The organism is Pseudomonas fluorescens (genome assembly GCF_005938625.1).
GTDB classification, from domain to species: domain Bacteria; phylum Pseudomonadota; class Gammaproteobacteria; order Pseudomonadales; family Pseudomonadaceae; genus Aquipseudomonas; species Aquipseudomonas fluorescens_BD.
In genome coordinates, this window is the sequence record NZ_VCNJ01000005.1 from 91,571 (window position 1) to 105,454 (window position 13,884).

General features: G+C 60.1%; 19 protein-coding genes. 11 read left to right on the forward strand and 8 right to left on the reverse strand.

The window, feature by feature from the left end; genetic code table 11:
* Positions 1-6: 6 nt before the first annotated feature.
* The 9 genes from FGA82_RS05070 (at position 7) to FGA82_RS05110 (ending at position 6,125) form a co-directional block, all read left to right on the forward strand.
* Positions 7-597 carry a YggT family protein gene (locus tag FGA82_RS05070; protein ID WP_095186992.1) on the forward strand — a complete coding sequence of 197 codons (591 nt, stop codon included), beginning with the start codon at positions 7-9 and terminating at the stop codon, positions 595-597.
* Positions 594-881 (forward strand): DUF167 domain-containing protein, encoded by a 288-nt coding sequence (locus FGA82_RS05075; protein ID WP_095121519.1) that lies wholly within the window; start codon positions 594-596, stop codon positions 879-881. Before FGA82_RS05070 ends, FGA82_RS05075 begins: the two co-directional genes overlap by 4 nt.
* A 179-nt stretch (positions 882-1,060) precedes the next feature.
* Positions 1,061-2,200: a homoserine O-succinyltransferase MetX gene (metX, locus tag FGA82_RS05080; protein WP_123593598.1), complete on the forward strand. Its 1,140-nt coding sequence runs from the start codon at positions 1,061-1,063 to the stop codon at positions 2,198-2,200.
* Between the two features lie 7 nt (positions 2,201-2,207).
* Complete coding sequence (gene metW / locus FGA82_RS05085; RefSeq protein WP_008083798.1) at positions 2,208-2,828, forward strand: methionine biosynthesis protein MetW; 621 nt, start codon at positions 2,208-2,210, stop codon at positions 2,826-2,828.
* A 26-nt stretch (positions 2,829-2,854) separates the two neighbouring features.
* Positions 2,855-3,289 carry a DUF4426 domain-containing protein gene (locus tag FGA82_RS05090; protein ID WP_141126251.1) on the forward strand — a complete coding sequence of 145 codons (435 nt, stop codon included), beginning with the start codon at positions 2,855-2,857 and terminating at the stop codon, positions 3,287-3,289.
* Positions 3,286-3,882 carry an RdgB/HAM1 family non-canonical purine NTP pyrophosphatase gene (rdgB, locus tag FGA82_RS05095; RefSeq protein ID WP_064116272.1) on the forward strand — a complete coding sequence of 199 codons (597 nt, stop codon included), beginning with the start codon at positions 3,286-3,288 and terminating at the stop codon, positions 3,880-3,882. Before FGA82_RS05090 ends, rdgB begins: the two co-directional genes overlap by 4 nt.
* Positions 3,879-5,084, forward strand: coding sequence for a radical SAM family heme chaperone HemW (gene hemW, locus FGA82_RS05100; RefSeq protein WP_141126252.1), 1,206 nt, complete (start codon positions 3,879-3,881; stop codon positions 5,082-5,084). The genes rdgB and hemW overlap by 4 nt, the downstream gene beginning before the upstream one ends.
* Positions 5,085-5,118: 34 nt before the next feature.
* Positions 5,119-5,442 carry a DUF3392 domain-containing protein gene (locus FGA82_RS05105; RefSeq protein ID WP_034153666.1) on the forward strand — a complete coding sequence of 108 codons (324 nt, stop codon included), beginning with the start codon at positions 5,119-5,121 and terminating at the stop codon, positions 5,440-5,442.
* 134 nt (positions 5,443-5,576) lie between these two features.
* Positions 5,577-6,125: an RNA 2'-phosphotransferase gene (locus FGA82_RS05110; RefSeq protein WP_141126253.1), complete on the forward strand. Its 549-nt coding sequence runs from the start codon at positions 5,577-5,579 to the stop codon at positions 6,123-6,125.
* 119 nt (positions 6,126-6,244) lie between these two features.
* Here FGA82_RS05110 and trmB read toward each other — a convergent pair whose 3' ends face one another.
* From trmB to FGA82_RS05130, 4 genes are all read right to left on the reverse strand, one after another.
* Positions 6,245-6,970, reverse strand: coding sequence for a tRNA (guanosine(46)-N7)-methyltransferase TrmB (gene trmB / locus FGA82_RS05115; RefSeq protein ID WP_141126254.1), 726 nt, complete (start codon positions 6,968-6,970; stop codon positions 6,245-6,247).
* A 9-nt stretch (positions 6,971-6,979) separates the two neighbouring features.
* A complete protein-coding gene (locus FGA82_RS05120) occupies positions 6,980-7,774 on the reverse strand; it encodes a thiazole synthase (RefSeq protein ID WP_007913621.1) in 795 nt (264 codons plus the stop codon).
* A 60-nt stretch (positions 7,775-7,834) separates the two neighbouring features.
* The gene (gene thiS, locus FGA82_RS05125) at positions 7,835-8,035 is read right to left on the reverse strand and encodes a sulfur carrier protein ThiS (protein WP_122604433.1); all 201 of its coding nucleotides are present in this window, start codon (positions 8,033-8,035) and stop codon (positions 7,835-7,837) included.
* Between the two features lie 71 nt (positions 8,036-8,106).
* On the reverse strand, positions 8,107-8,487 hold the full coding sequence (locus tag FGA82_RS05130) for a DUF423 domain-containing protein (RefSeq protein ID WP_141126255.1): 381 nt from the start codon (positions 8,485-8,487) through the stop codon (positions 8,107-8,109).
* A 74-nt stretch (positions 8,488-8,561) separates the two neighbouring features.
* Here FGA82_RS05130 and mtgA point away from each other — a divergent pair, with 74 nt between their 5' ends.
* Complete coding sequence (mtgA, locus tag FGA82_RS05135) at positions 8,562-9,284, forward strand: monofunctional biosynthetic peptidoglycan transglycosylase (RefSeq protein ID WP_016983236.1); 723 nt, start codon at positions 8,562-8,564, stop codon at positions 9,282-9,284.
* A 201-nt stretch (positions 9,285-9,485) separates the two neighbouring features.
* Here mtgA and rpoH read toward each other — a convergent pair whose 3' ends face one another.
* The 4 genes from rpoH to ftsY all read right to left on the reverse strand — a co-directional run bounded on the left by rpoH (position 9,486) and on the right by ftsY (position 13,690).
* Positions 9,486-10,340, reverse strand: a complete 855-nt coding sequence (gene rpoH, locus FGA82_RS05145) for an RNA polymerase sigma factor RpoH (RefSeq protein ID WP_003229146.1) — start codon at positions 10,338-10,340, stop codon at positions 9,486-9,488.
* A 115-nt stretch (positions 10,341-10,455) separates the two neighbouring features.
* Positions 10,456-11,481, reverse strand: a complete 1,026-nt coding sequence (ftsX, locus tag FGA82_RS05150; protein ID WP_141126256.1) for a permease-like cell division protein FtsX — start codon at positions 11,479-11,481, stop codon at positions 10,456-10,458.
* The gene (gene ftsE / locus FGA82_RS05155; protein WP_008065082.1) at positions 11,478-12,149 is read right to left on the reverse strand and encodes a cell division ATP-binding protein FtsE; all 672 of its coding nucleotides are present in this window, start codon (positions 12,147-12,149) and stop codon (positions 11,478-11,480) included. The genes ftsX and ftsE overlap by 4 nt, the downstream gene beginning before the upstream one ends.
* Positions 12,146-13,690, reverse strand: coding sequence for a signal recognition particle-docking protein FtsY (gene ftsY / locus FGA82_RS05160; RefSeq protein WP_141126257.1), 1,545 nt, complete (start codon positions 13,688-13,690; stop codon positions 12,146-12,148). The genes ftsE and ftsY overlap by 4 nt, the downstream gene beginning before the upstream one ends.
* On the opposite strand from ftsY, the gene FGA82_RS05165 reads away from it, so the two are divergent.
* Positions 13,689-13,883 carry a hypothetical protein gene (locus FGA82_RS05165; RefSeq protein ID WP_141126258.1) on the forward strand — a complete coding sequence of 65 codons (195 nt, stop codon included), beginning with the start codon at positions 13,689-13,691 and terminating at the stop codon, positions 13,881-13,883. The genes ftsY and FGA82_RS05165 overlap by 2 nt on opposite strands.
* The last annotated feature ends 1 nt before the right edge of the window (position 13,884 follow it).

Below are 13,884 nucleotides of genomic sequence, written 5' to 3' on the forward strand. Positions count from 1 at the left end.
CCTTACATGATTGGATTGAACACTGCAGCGGTTTACGTGCTGCAAACCCTCGGCAGCCTGTACCTGCTGATTGTGCTGCTGCGTTTTGTGCTGCAACTGGTGCGGGCGAACTTCTACAACCCGCTGTGCCAGTTCATCGTCAAAGCGACCCAGCCACTGCTCAAACCACTGCGCCGGATCATTCCGAGCATGTTCGGTCTGGACATGTCGTCGCTGGTGCTGGCGATTCTGGTGCAACTGGCGCTGATGGCGCTGACCCTGCTGCTGACTTACGGCACCACCGGCAATCCGCTGCAACTGTTTATCTGGTCGCTGATCGGCGTGACCGCGCTGTTCCTGAAGATCTTCTTCTTCGCCCTGATCATCAGCGTGATTCTGTCGTGGGTTGCACCGGGCAGCCACAATCCGGGCGCTGAACTGGTCAACCAGATCTGCGAGCCGGCATTGGCGCCGTTCCGCAAATTCCTGCCGAATCTTGGTGGTCTGGATCTGTCGCCGATCTTCGCCTTCCTCGCGCTGAAGCTGATCGACATGTTGGTGATCAATAATCTGGCGGCGATGACGATGATGCCGGAAATCCTCCGTCTGCTGATGTGAGCTGGTTTCGTTGGGACGGTGACGACTTGATCCTCGAGTGTCACCTGCAACCGGCAGCCCGTAGCGATGACTTCGCCGGGCTGCACGGGGATCGCCTGAAGATCCGTCTGACCGCACCGCCGGTCGAGGGCAAGGCCAATGCTTATCTGATGGGCTTTCTGGCCAAGGCGTTTGGGGTGTCCAAGAGCCAGGTGAGTTTGCTCAGCGGTGAGTTGAACCGGCAGAAGCGGGTGAAGATTTGTTCGCCGAAGAAGTTGCCGGATTTGCCTGACCTGGTGCGCTGATCGTTCCCACGCTCCGCGTGGGAATGCATCCCGGGACGCTCCGCGTCCCCCGCCGAAGCGGACGCAGAGCGTCCAATGAGGCATTCCCACGCAGAGCGTGGGAACGAGCGCAGGTAGTTGCTTGCCGCTAACCCCCCCGGTCTTTAGACTTACGCCTCATTTCAACGAGAGCAGGGTCGATGCCAACTGCCTTTCCCCCCGATTCTGTTGGTCTGGTGACGCCGCAAACCGCGCACTTCAGCGAACCGCTGGCCTTGGCCTGTGGCCGGTCGCTGGCCGCCTATGACCTGATCTACGAAACCTACGGCACGCTGAACGCGCAGGCGAGCAATGCCGTGCTGATTTGCCACGCCTTGTCCGGCCATCACCACGCTGCCGGCTATCACAGCGTCGACGACCGTAAACCCGGTTGGTGGGACAGCTGCATCGGCCCCGGCAAACCGATCGACACCAACAAGTTCTTCGTGGTCAGCCTGAACAACCTCGGCGGCTGCAACGGCTCCACCGGCCCGAGCAGTATCAACCCGGAGACCGGCAAACCGTTCGGTGCCGACTTCCCGGTGCTCACCGTGGAAGACTGGGTGCACAGCCAGGCGCGTCTCGCCGACCTGCTCGGCATCGGCCAGTGGGCAGCAGTGATCGGCGGCAGCCTCGGCGGCATGCAGGCGCTGCAATGGACCATCACTTACCCGGATCGCGTGCGTCATTGTCTGGCCATCGCCTCGGCACCGAAGCTGTCGGCGCAGAACATCGCCTTCAACGAAGTCGCGCGTCAGGCAATTCTCACAGACCCGGAATTCCACGGTGGTTCGTTCCAGGAAGCGGGCGTGATCCCCAAGCGCGGCTTGATGCTGGCGCGCATGGTCGGGCACATCACTTACCTGTCCGACGACTCGATGGGCGAGAAATTCGGCCGTGGCCTGAAGAGCGAGAAGCTCAACTACGACTTCCACAGTGTCGAGTTCCAGGTCGAAAGCTACCTGCGTTATCAGGGCGAAGAGTTCTCCGGACGCTTCGACGCCAACACGTATCTGTTGATGACCAAGGCGCTGGACTACTTCGATCCGGCGGCGAACTTCGACGATAACCTGGCGAAAACCTTCGAGAACGCCACGGCCAGGTTCTGCGTGATGTCGTTCACCACCGACTGGCGTTTCTCCCCGGCCCGTTCGCGGGAACTGGTGGATGCGTTGATGGCGGCGCGCAAAGACGTCAGCTATCTGGAAATCGACGCACCGCAGGGCCACGACGCCTTCCTGATTCCGATCCCTCGCTACTTGCAGGCGTTCGGCAATTACATGAACCGCATCACGCTGTGAGAAAGCCATGAGAGCTGATCTGGAAATCATCCAGGAATGGATCCCCGCCGGCAGCCGCGTCCTCGACCTCGGTTGCGGTGACGGCGAGCTGCTGACCTGGCTGCGCGACAACAAGAACGTCACCGGTTATGGCCTGGAAAACGACGCCGACAACATCGCCGAGTGCGTGGCCAAAGGCATCAACGTCATCGAGCAGGATCTAGACAAGGGGCTGGGCAACTTCGCCAGCAACAGTTTCGACATCGTCGTCATGACCCAGGCCCTGCAAGCCGTGCACTACCCGGACAAGATCCTCGACGAAATGCTGCGGGTCGGCCGTCAGTGCATCATCACTTTCCCGAACTTCGGCCACTGGCGCTGCCGCTGGTACTTGGCGAGCAAGGGCCGCATGCCGGTGTCCGAGTTTCTGCCGTATACCTGGTACAACACGCCGAACATCCACTTCTGCACCTTCGAAGACTTTGAAGAACTTTGCCGCGAACGTGATGCGAAGGTCATTGATCGGCTTGCTGTGGATCAACAGCACCGTCACGGGTGGGCCAGTAAGCTATGGCCTAATCTGTTAGGTGAGATCGGTATCTACCGCGTCAGCAGCCCGCAGCTTGCAGACCACAAAGTCGCGGTCTGAATCCCGTCATTTCGAGGAGCACGATCATGGGTCGTTTAGCGTTGTTGTTATTGACTGCCTGCCTGAGCGCCAGCGCTCTGGCGGCCGACGTCATCAAAGGTGAGCGCAAAGAAACCTTTGGCGACGTGACGGTGCACTACAACACTTTCAACTCGACGTTCCTGCAACCGGACATCGCCAAGGCCGCAGAGCTGGTGCGTAGCAAGAATCAGGGCGTGATCAACGTTTCGGTGATCAAGGACGGCAAACCATTGATCGCCAGCGTCACCGGCACGGTCAAAGACCTGACCAGCCAGAGCGTGCCGCTGAACTTCCGCCAGATCACCGAACAGGGCGCGATCTACTACATCGCTCAGTACCCGGTGGAACAGCAGGAAACCCGCACCTTTGAAATCAAGGTGCAGAACGGCGACAAGATCAACACCATCAATTTCAACCAAGAACTCTTTCCCGGCGAATGATGAACATCAAGCAGCTCGTACTGGCCAGCCATAACGCCGGCAAACTCAAAGAACTCCAGGCTATGCTCGGCGACTCGGTGCAACTGCGCTCGATTGGCGAGTGGAGCAAGGTCGAACCGGAAGAAACCGGTCTGTCGTTCGTCGAGAACGCGATTCTCAAGGCGCGTAACGCCGCACGGATTTCCGGGTTGCCGGCGCTGGCCGACGATTCCGGTCTGGCGGTGGATTTCCTCGGCGGCGCGCCGGGCATCTATTCGGCGCGTTATGCCGACGGCAAGGGCGATGCGGCGAACAACGCCAAACTGCTCGACGCGCTGAAGGATGTGCCGGAAGCCGAGCGCGGCGCGCAGTTTGTTTGCGTGCTGGCGCTGGTACGTCACGCCGATGACCCGTTGCCGATCCTCTGCGAAGGCTTGTGGCACGGGCGCATCCTCACTGCCGCCAGCGGCGAGCACGGTTTCGGCTATGACCCGCTGTTCTGGGTGCCGGAACGCGACGTGTCCAGCGCCGAGCTGAGCCCGGCCGACAAGAACCAGATCAGCCACCGCGCCCGTGCAATGGATCTGCTGCGCCAGCGTCTGGGCTTGAAATGACCCGTGACTCTTCTGCGTCGTCGCTGATTGTCGGCGGCGCCGCCTCTTCGCCTCGGGCGCCGTTGCCAACGCTGCCGCCCCTGGCGCTGTACATCCACATCCCGTGGTGTGTACGCAAATGCCCGTATTGCGATTTCAACTCGCACACCGCCAGTCCGGTTTTGCCAGAGCAGGAATACGTCGACGCCTTGCTGGCCGATCTCGATCAGGATCTGCACGCGGTTTACGGGCGTGAAATCAGCTCGATCTTTTTTGGTGGCGGCACGCCGAGCCTGTTCAGCGCCGAAGCGCTTGGGCGTTTGCTGGCAGGCGTCGAGCAGCGGATCCCGTTTGCTGACGACATCGAAATCACTCTGGAAGCCAACCCGGGAACGTTCGAGCAAGAGAAGTTTGTCGCCTACCGCAAACTGGGGATCAATCGCCTGTCGATTGGTATCCAGAGCTTCCAGCAGGAAAAGCTCAAAGCGCTGGGCCGAATTCACAACGGGGACGAAGCGGTGCGCGCGGCAGGCATGGCGCGTCAGGCCGGGTTCGATAACTTCAACCTCGACTTGATGCACGGCTTGCCCGATCAGTCGCTGGACGATGCCTTGAGCGACCTGCGCCAGGCTATCGAGCTGAATCCGACGCACATCTCCTGGTATCAACTGACGCTGGAGCCGAACACAGTGTTCTGGAATCAGCCGCCGGTGCTGCCAGAGGACGATACGCTGTGGGACATTCAAGAAGCCGGGCAGGCATTGTTGGCCGAGCACGGTTACGCGCAATACGAAGTCTCGGCTTATGCACAGGCCGGACGCCCGGCGCGACATAACCTCAATTACTGGAGTTTCGGCGACTTCATCGGCATTGGTGCGGGTGCGCATGGCAAGCTCAGCCATCCGGACGGGCGCATTGTGCGTACGTGGAAGACCCGTCTGCCGAAGGACTATCTCAATCCGGTGAAAAGCTTTCAGGCCGGCGAGAAAGCGCTAACCAATGACGAAATGCCGTTCGAGTTTCTGATGAACGCCTTGCGCCTGACCGCTGGCGTCGAATCGCGCCTGTATCCGCAGCGCACTGGCCTGTCGCTGCAAAGCCTCGCCGAAGGCCGGGCAGCGGCAGAACAAAGCGGTCTGTTGCAGGTCGAACCGTCACGTCTGGCGGCCACCGAGCGCGGACAGCTGTTCCTCAACGACTTGCTGCAACAATTTCTGAACTGAGCCCAACCCTCAACTTCAGCCCCAAGGAAAACCCATGGATTTGATACTCGACCTGCTCGCCACCGTCTCCCGCTGGAGCCGCAGCAACCTCTCGGAAATCGCCTTGGCGCTGGTCGGCTGCCTGCTGGTGCTGTTCGGCGCCGACTTCAAAGGCTGGGTCGAGCAACGCCTGGGCAGCATCGCCGGCGCCCTGCGCATACCGCTGATGTCGCTGCTGTGCGTGATCGGCAGCGGCGCGGCGCTGATCTACGCCACGCCGTGGGTAATCAAAGGCCTGAGCCAGTTCAACAACTACAGCCTGGCGCCGGTGCTGCTGGTAGTCCTCGTCCTCATCGGCGTAGTCGCCGACCGCCGCTAACACCACAAAACAACTGTAGGAGCTGCGGCACGCTGCGATCTTTTGATCTTGAAAATCAGGAACAAAAGATCGCAGCGTGCCGCAGCTCCTACAAGGGTTGGCGTTCTATTTTTTGCCGGGAATCAGAGACGTTCATGAGTAAAAAGTTGCTGGACGAGACAAGCAAATTTCTCAGCTTCGTGTTGCGTCACGAACCTCAGGCGATCGGCTTGGCGCTTAGTGCTGAGGGCTGGGCGAGTATCGACACCCTCATCAGCGGGGCTGCGGGTGACGGCAGGCAGTTGAGTCGCGAGCTGATTGAAAGCGTCGTGGCCAGCAGTGACAAGAAGCGTTTTGCGATTTCTGCAGACGGCCACTCTATCCGCGCGGTTCAGGGGCACTCGACGAAAAGCGTTGACCTGCAATTCGAGCAGAAACAGCCACCGCAAACGCTGTACCACGGGACCGCGACGCGTTTTCTCGACTCGATCCACGAACAGGGACTGATTCCCGGGCAACGCCATCACGTGCACTTGTCCGAGGAGATCGCCACCGCCTCGGCCGTGGGTCAACGCTACGGAACGTTAGTCGTTCTGCAGGTTGCGGCGCAGCAGATGGACGAGCAGGGCTTCAAGTTCTATCAGGCCGAGAATGGCGTCTGGCTGACTGAGCAGGTGCCTGCTCGATTTCTTTCGCCCGTGTAATTCTCGGGTACTCAAAACAACTGTAGGAGCTGCGGCACGCTGCGATCTTTTGATCTTGAAAATCAGGATCAAAAGATCGCAGCGTGCCGCAGCTCCTAGAGGGGGGTATTGCCTAGGACTCAGGACTGTTTTTCGAACTTCAGATCCCACACGCCATGGCCAAGACGTTCGCCGCGGCGTTCGAACTTGGTGATCGGGCGTTCGGCCGGGCGCGGCACGCATTTGCCGTCTTCGGCGAGGTTGCGATAGCCCGGAGCGACGCTCATCACTTCCAGCATGTATTCGGCGTACGGTTCCCAGTCGGTGGCCATGTGCAGAATGCCGCCGACCTTCAACTTGCTGCGCACCAGTTCAGCGAACGACGCCTGAACGATACGGCGCTTGTGGTGACGGCTCTTGTGCCATGGATCCGGGAAAAACAGCATCAGGCGATCGAGGCTGTTGTCGGCGATGCAGCGGTTAAGCACTTCGATCGCGTCGCAATCGTAGACCCGCAGGTTGGTCAGGCCCTGCGTCAGCACGCCATTGAGCAGCGCGCCGACACCCGGACGGTGAACTTCCACGCCGATGAAATCCTGCTCCGGGGCCGCCGTGGCCATTTCCAGCAGCGAGTGGCCCATGCCGAAACCGATCTCCAGCGAGCGCGGTGCCGCACGGCCGAACACTTGATCGTAATCCACCGGGGCGTCGGCCAGCGGCAGCACGTACAGCGGCGCGCCCTGATCCAGACCGCGTTGCTGGCCTTCGGTCATGCGCCCGGCACGCATCACGAAACTCTTGATGCGGCGGTGTTGGCGCTCGTCGCCTTCTTCCGTCTGGATAGGCGTGTCGTTCGATTCAGTCATCAATGGCTCTTACTTGATCAGACCATCCAGCGGCGAAGAGGCGCTGGCATAGAGTTTTTTCGGCATACGGCCAGCGAGGTAGGCCAGACGGCCTGCAACGATGGCGTGTTTCATGGCTTCAGCCATCATCACCGGCTGCTGGGCGTGGGCGATCGCCGAGTTCATCAGCACCGCATCGCAACCCAGTTCCATGGCGATGGTGGCGTCGGAGGCAGTGCCGACACCGGCATCGACCAACACAGGAATCTTGGCTTCTTCGAGGATGATCTGCAGGTTGTATGGGTTGCAAATCCCCAGACCGGAACCGATCAGACCGGCCAGCGGCATGACCGCGATGCAGCCGATTTCTGCCAGTTGACGAGCAATGATCGGGTCATCGCTGGTGTACACCATCACGTCGAAACCTTCCTTGACCAGCGTTTCGGCAGCCTTGAGGGTTTCGATGACGTTAGGGAACAGGGTTTTCTGGTCGGCCAGTACTTCCAGCTTCACCAGGTTGTGGCCATCGAGCAGCTCACGGGCCAGGCGGCAGGTGCGCACGGCTTCGATGGCGTCGTAGCAACCGGCGGTGTTCGGCAGGAAGGTGTAGCGCTCCGGCGACAGCACGTCGAGCAGGTTCGGCTCGCCTTCGATCTGGCCCAGGTTGGTGCGGCGCACAGCGAAGGTGACGATCTCGGCACCCGAGGCTTCGATGGCCTGACGGGTTTCTTCCATGTCACGGTACTTGCCGGTACCGACCAGCAAACGCGACTGGTAAGTACGACCGGCCAGCACAAAAGGCTTGTCGCTACGAACGATGCTCATGGGGAATCCTCTTTAGGGGTGAGGGTCTTGCAGAATTCTGTGCCCTTGCGGGCCGCACAATCAGCCGCCGCCGATGGCGTGCACGACTTCGACGTTGTCACCGTCATTGAGCGTGGTGTCGGCATGCTGGCTGCGCGGGACGATATCCAGATTGAGTTCGACTGCCACCCGGCGTCCGGTCAGTTCCAGACGGGTGATCAGGGCCGCAACGGTCTCGCCGTCGGGCAGTTCAAGGGATTCGCCGTTCAATTGAATGCGCATGCACAACGCCGCCATCATTTTTAGGGGCTGGCATTCTAGCCCGATCATGACCTAAAGGTCAGCACCAAGCGTCAAGCGGTTGGTTGCAAGCGCCAGGCGGCGAGACCCAGGCAAACCCAACCGGCCAGAAATGCCAGACCGCCGAACGGGGTGATGATGCCAAGCTTGCTGATACCGGTCATGGTCAGCACGTAGAGGCTGCCGGAGAACAACAGGATGCCCGCAGCGAAGGAAAAACCGGCCCACGCGACCAGTCGCCCCTGAATTTGCGTGGCCAACAGCGCTACACCGAACAGCGCCAAAGTGTGCACCAGTTGATAAGTGACGCCGGTATGGAAAATCGCCAGATACTCGGGCGTCAGGCGGTTTTTCAGGCCATGGGCGGCGAATGCGCCCAACACAACACCGGTGAAACCGAAAAAAGCAGCCAGCATCAAAAAGCCACGCAGCATTGGGAACTCCAGTCAGACGCGATCGGCAGGGTCTGTATAATGGCTCGCTCCACCGGTTCGGCCAAGCCATCTCTATGCTGCGTACTATTTTCCGTCGTCTTACGAAGGCCCTGCTCTGGTTCGCCGGCGGCAGCATCTTGCTGGTGCTGGTGTTTCGCTTCGTGCCGCCGCCGGGCACGGCGTTAATGGTCGAGCGCAAGGTCGAATCCTGGGTCGATGGCGAGCCGATTGATCTGCAGCGCACCTGGAAGCCGTGGGACGAAATCTCGGACGATCTCAAAGTCGCAGTCATGGCCGGTGAGGATCAGAAGTTTCCTGAGCATTGGGGCTTTGACTTCAGTGCGATCCAGGCAGCGCTCGCCCATAACGAACTCGGCGGCTCGATTCGCGGGGCCAGCACCTTGAGCCAGCAAGTGTCGAAAAACCTGTTTCTGTGGGCGGGTCGCAGCTATCTGCGTAAAGGCCTGGAAGCCTGGTTTACCGCGCTGATCGAAGTATTCTGGCCCAAGCAGCGGATTCTTGAGGTGTACCTGAACAGCGTCGAGTGGGATGACGGGGTGTTTGGCGCGGAAGCTGCGGCCCGACATCACTTTGGCGTGAGCGCGAAATCGTTGTCGCGGCAGCAGGCGAGTTATCTGGCGGCTGTTCTACCGAATCCTCGCGTCTGGAGTGCCAGCCATCCGACCGCTTATGTCTCGCGCCGGGCCGGGTGGATTCGGCAGCAGATGAGCCAGTTGGGTGGGGATAGCTATCTGCTGGGGCTCAATGATTCGCGGCGAGCACCGTGGTCTCGATAACCGATCAAAGATCTTCCAAACCCTGAAGATCCCTGTGGGAGCGAGCTTGCTCGCGAAGGCGGTGGGTCATTCAGCAGTGGCGGTGACTGACACTCCGCCTTCGCGAGCAAGCTCGCTCCCACATAGGTTTTGTGTGAAGCCAGAAATGAAAAACGCCCCGATCATCGCTGATCGGGGCGTTTTTTATTGCCTGCTCGCCGGTTATGCGGCGATCGACAACTTGAGCTTGTTCATCGCGCTCTTTTCGAGCTGACGGATCCGCTCGGCCGACACGTTGTACTTCTGCGCCAGGTCGTGCAGCGTGGCTTTTTCTTCTGCCAGCCAGCGCTGGTAGAGGATGTCGCGGCTACGCTCGTCCAGCACTTCCAGCGCTTCGTGCAGGTTGTGATTGGAGTTGTCGCTCCAGTCGGCATCTTCCAGTTGACGCGCCGGGTCGTACCGGTGGTCTTCCAGGTAGTTGGCCGGCGACTGGAAAGCGCTGTCGTCGTCGGCTTCAGCAGCCGGGTCGAAGGCCATGTCATGGCCGGTCAGGCGACTTTCCATCTCGCGCACTTCCCGCGGCTCAACGCCGAGGCTTTCCGCCACACGGTGGACTTCCTCGTTGTTCAGCCACGCCAGACGCTTCTTCTGGCTGCGCAGGTTGAAGAACAGCTTGCGCTGGGCCTTGGTGGTCGCGACTTTCACAATGCGCCAGTTGCGCAGGATGAACTCGTGAATTTCCGCCTTGATCCAGTGCACGGCGAACGACACCAGACGCACACCCATTTCCGGGTTGAAGCGCTTTACGGCCTTCATCAGGCCGACGTTACCTTCCTGGATCAGGTCAGCCTGAGCCAGACCGTAGCCGGAATAGCTACGGGCGATATGTACGACAAAACGCAGGTGGGCGAGCACCATCTGCCGAGCCGCCCCCAAATCCTGCTCATAGTAGAGACTCTCGGCCAGTTCACGCTCCTGCTCCGGCGTCAGCAATGGAATGCTGTTGACGGTGTGCACGTAAGCTTCCAGGTTCGCACCCGGAACCAACGCATACGCAGGCTGCAAAGAATTGGTCATACGAAAAAACCTCCCACTTACATACTCGTGCCTCTCGGCACTGCGAAAAATTGACCGGGAACTCAAGTACAAGTTCCCAAAAAAACCGTGAGGTCAATCACGCGCAAAAAAGATTCTACTTCGGCGCCAACTCCCTGAGATGACGTGCGACTGCAATCCATGCACCGATATAACCCAACAGCACCGCGCCAAGCAAGAGCGACAGACCGTCGGCAACTGGCACTCCGGCCAGCGCGAAATCACTGCCGTACAAGCCGGCCAGTCCAACCACCGCATCGTTCAGCCAGTTCAGGCCGAACGCCAATACACCCCAGGACAATAGTCCCGCACCGAAGCCATATAGCGCGCCCATATAAAGGAAGGGGCGCCGCACATAGCTGTCAGTGCCGCCGACGAGTTTAATCACTTCTATCTCTGTGCGGCGGTTTTCAATATGAAGACGAATGGTATTGCCTATCACCAAAAGTAATGCAGAAACCAGCAGCACCGTCAGACCGAAGACAAAACGATCGCCAAGCTTGAGGATGGCAGCCAGACGCTCGACCCAGACTAGATCAAGTTGCGCCTGTTGTACCTTGGGCAGCTCGGAAAGTTTTTGTCTTAATGCTTCCAGCGTTGGCTTGTCGACTTCGTTCGGGGTAACCAGCACCACGCCCGGCAACGGGTTCTCCGGCAGCTCGCGCAGGGCTTCGCCCAGTCCGGACTGTTGCTGGAACTCCTCCAGCGCCTGATCACGGCCGACATATTCTGCATCAGCTACGCCGGGCATGCCTTTGATCTGCTCGCGCAGCGACTCGCCTTGCGCCGGGCTAGCGTCGAGTTGCAGATACAAGGATATCTGCGCCGCCCGCTGCCACGAACCGCCGAGACGCTCGACGTTGTTAAGCAACAGCGAAAGCCCCATCGGCAGGCTCAGTGCGACCGCCATCACCATGCAGGTGAAGAAGCTACCGATCGGCTGTTTGCCCAAGCGACGTAGGCTGTCGAGCAGGCTGGCGCGATGGCTTTCGACCCAGGCGCGGAACAGCGTGGCGAAGTCCGGGCCATCGTCTTCGTCGTGTTTTTTCTTCTTCGGCGGCTGCGGATCGGCGGCTTTCGGGGCCACGCGCTCGGAAACTTTCGGACTGCGTGTCGCACTCATTCTCCGGCCTCCCCGTCGCCAATCAATCGGCCGCGTTGCAGGGTCAGCATGCGGTGACGCATGCGCGCGATCAGCGCCAGGTCGTGACTGGCGATCAGCACGCTGGTGCCCAGACGGTTGATGTCTTCGAACACGCCCATGATCTCGGCCGCCAGACGCGGGTCGAGGTTACCGGTCGGCTCGTCCGCCAGCAGCAAGGCCGGGCGGTGCACGATGGCGCGGGCGATGCCGACGCGCTGTTGCTGACCGGTGGACAGATCGCCCGGGTACAGATCGGTTTTATCCGACAGCGCCACGCGCTCAAGTGCCGAATCGACACGCTTGGCGATTTCGGCCTTGGACAAGCCAAGAATCTGCAGCGGCAAGGCGACGTTGTTGAACACCGTGCGATCGAACAGCAACTGGTGATTCTGGAACACCACGCCGATCTGCCGGCGCAGGAACGGAATCTGCGCGTTGCTGATGGTGCTCAGGTCTTGCCCGGCCAGCAGCAGTTTGCCGCTGGTCGGACGTTCCATCGCCAGCAACAGGCGCAACAAGGTGGATTTACCGGCACCGGAGTGGCCGGTAACAAACAAGAACTCGCCACGACGGACTCGAAAGCTCAGCTCATGCAAGCCGACGTGACCGTTCGGGTAGCGTTTACCGACCTGTTCGAAACGAATCATGAACGCTCCCGCTCGGCAAACAGTGCCTGGACAAAGGGTTCGGCTTCAAAGGTACGCAAATCGTCGATGCCTTCACCGACGCCGATGTAGCGGATCGGCAGGCCGAACTGCTTGGCCAGGGCGAAGATCACCCCACCCTTGGCGGTACCGTCGAGTTTGGTCAGCGCCAGGCCGGTCAGTTCGACGGTCTGGTTGAATTGCTTGGCCTGGTTGATCGCGTTCTGGCCAGTACCGGCGTCGAGCACCAGCAGCACTTCGTGCGGCGCGTCGGCGTCGAGCTTACCGATGACCCGGCGAACCTTTTTCAGCTCTTCCATCAGGTTGTCTTTGGTGTGCAGACGACCGGCGGTGTCAGCGATCAATACGTCGATGCCACGGGCCTTGGCGGCCTGCACGGCGTCGAAGATCACCGAAGCCGAGTCGGCGCCAGTGTGCTGGGCGATCACCGGAATCTTGTTGCGTTCGCCCCAGACCTGCAATTGCTCCACAGCGGCGGCGCGGAAGGTGTCACCGGCGGCGAGCATGACTTTCTTGCCTTCCAGTTGCAGCTTCTTCGCCAGTTTGCCGATGGTGGTGGTTTTGCCGGCGCCGTTGACGCCCACCACCAGAATCACGAACGGCTTGTTCTGCGAGACGATTTTCAGCGGTTGTTCGACCGGTTTGAGCATCGCGGCCAGTTCGGCCTGCAGGGATTTGTACAGCGCGTCGGCGTCGGCCAATTCCTTACGAGCAACCTTCTGGGTCAGGCGCTGGATGATCTGCGTGGTGGCTTCGACGCCGACGTCAGCGGTCAGCAGACGGGTTTCGAGGTCATCAAGCAGATCGTCGTCGATGGTTTTGCGGCCGAGGAACAGGCTGGCCATGCCCTCGCCGATGCTGGCGCTGGTTTTCGACAGGCCTTGCTTGAGGCGGGCGAAGAAGCCGGCTTTGGTTTCTTCAGTGCGCGGGGCTTCGACGGGCGCTTCTGCAACCACTTCGACTGGCGCAGCGGCGACAAGTGCAGGTGCAGGTGCAGGTGCAGGTGCAGGTGCAGGCTCGGGCTGTTGAATGACCGGGGCAACAGGGGCGACAACTACTGGAGCAACAGGCTCGGGAACAATAGTTTCAGCGACTACAGGTTCTGCAACAACCGGCGCAGGCTCGACCAGCGGCTCAATAACAGCCGGAGCAACTTCGGCCACAAACGCAGCAGGCGCAGGAATCACTGGCGTAACGTGTGGCGCAGCCTCTTCAACCAATGCCACCGGCTCTTCCGCCACCGGCAAGGTCAGCCACGGCTCGGCCGCCGGGGTCAGCGGCAGTTCGGCCGCGACAGGCGCTTCAGACTCTGGCTCAGCCGGTTGCAACACCGGTTCGGCAAGCGGCAGCACAATCGGTGCCGGCTCTTCTTCTATTACCGGAGCCGGCGCGGGAGCGGGTTCAGGAATCGCGGGCGGCTGTTCGACGACGGGTTCCTGCGGTTTCTTACGCAGCCATCCGAACAGGCTTTTCTTCTCGCCAGCCGCAGCTGGGGTCTTCTTGTCGTCGTTGGAACCAAACATGGAGGACGGCTATCTCACGGTAGCGACGCGCCATAAGGGCGCCCCGGCAAATAAATATTCGATGCAGAACAGACTGTGTTTCATCCAGCTTGTTCACGCGCAACATTTTGTCGAGGCGCCAGAGGCACCTCAAAGGTCGATTAATACGAAGGACTGGAACGGCATCGTCGGCGAAAACGCAGAGTTTAGCTGAC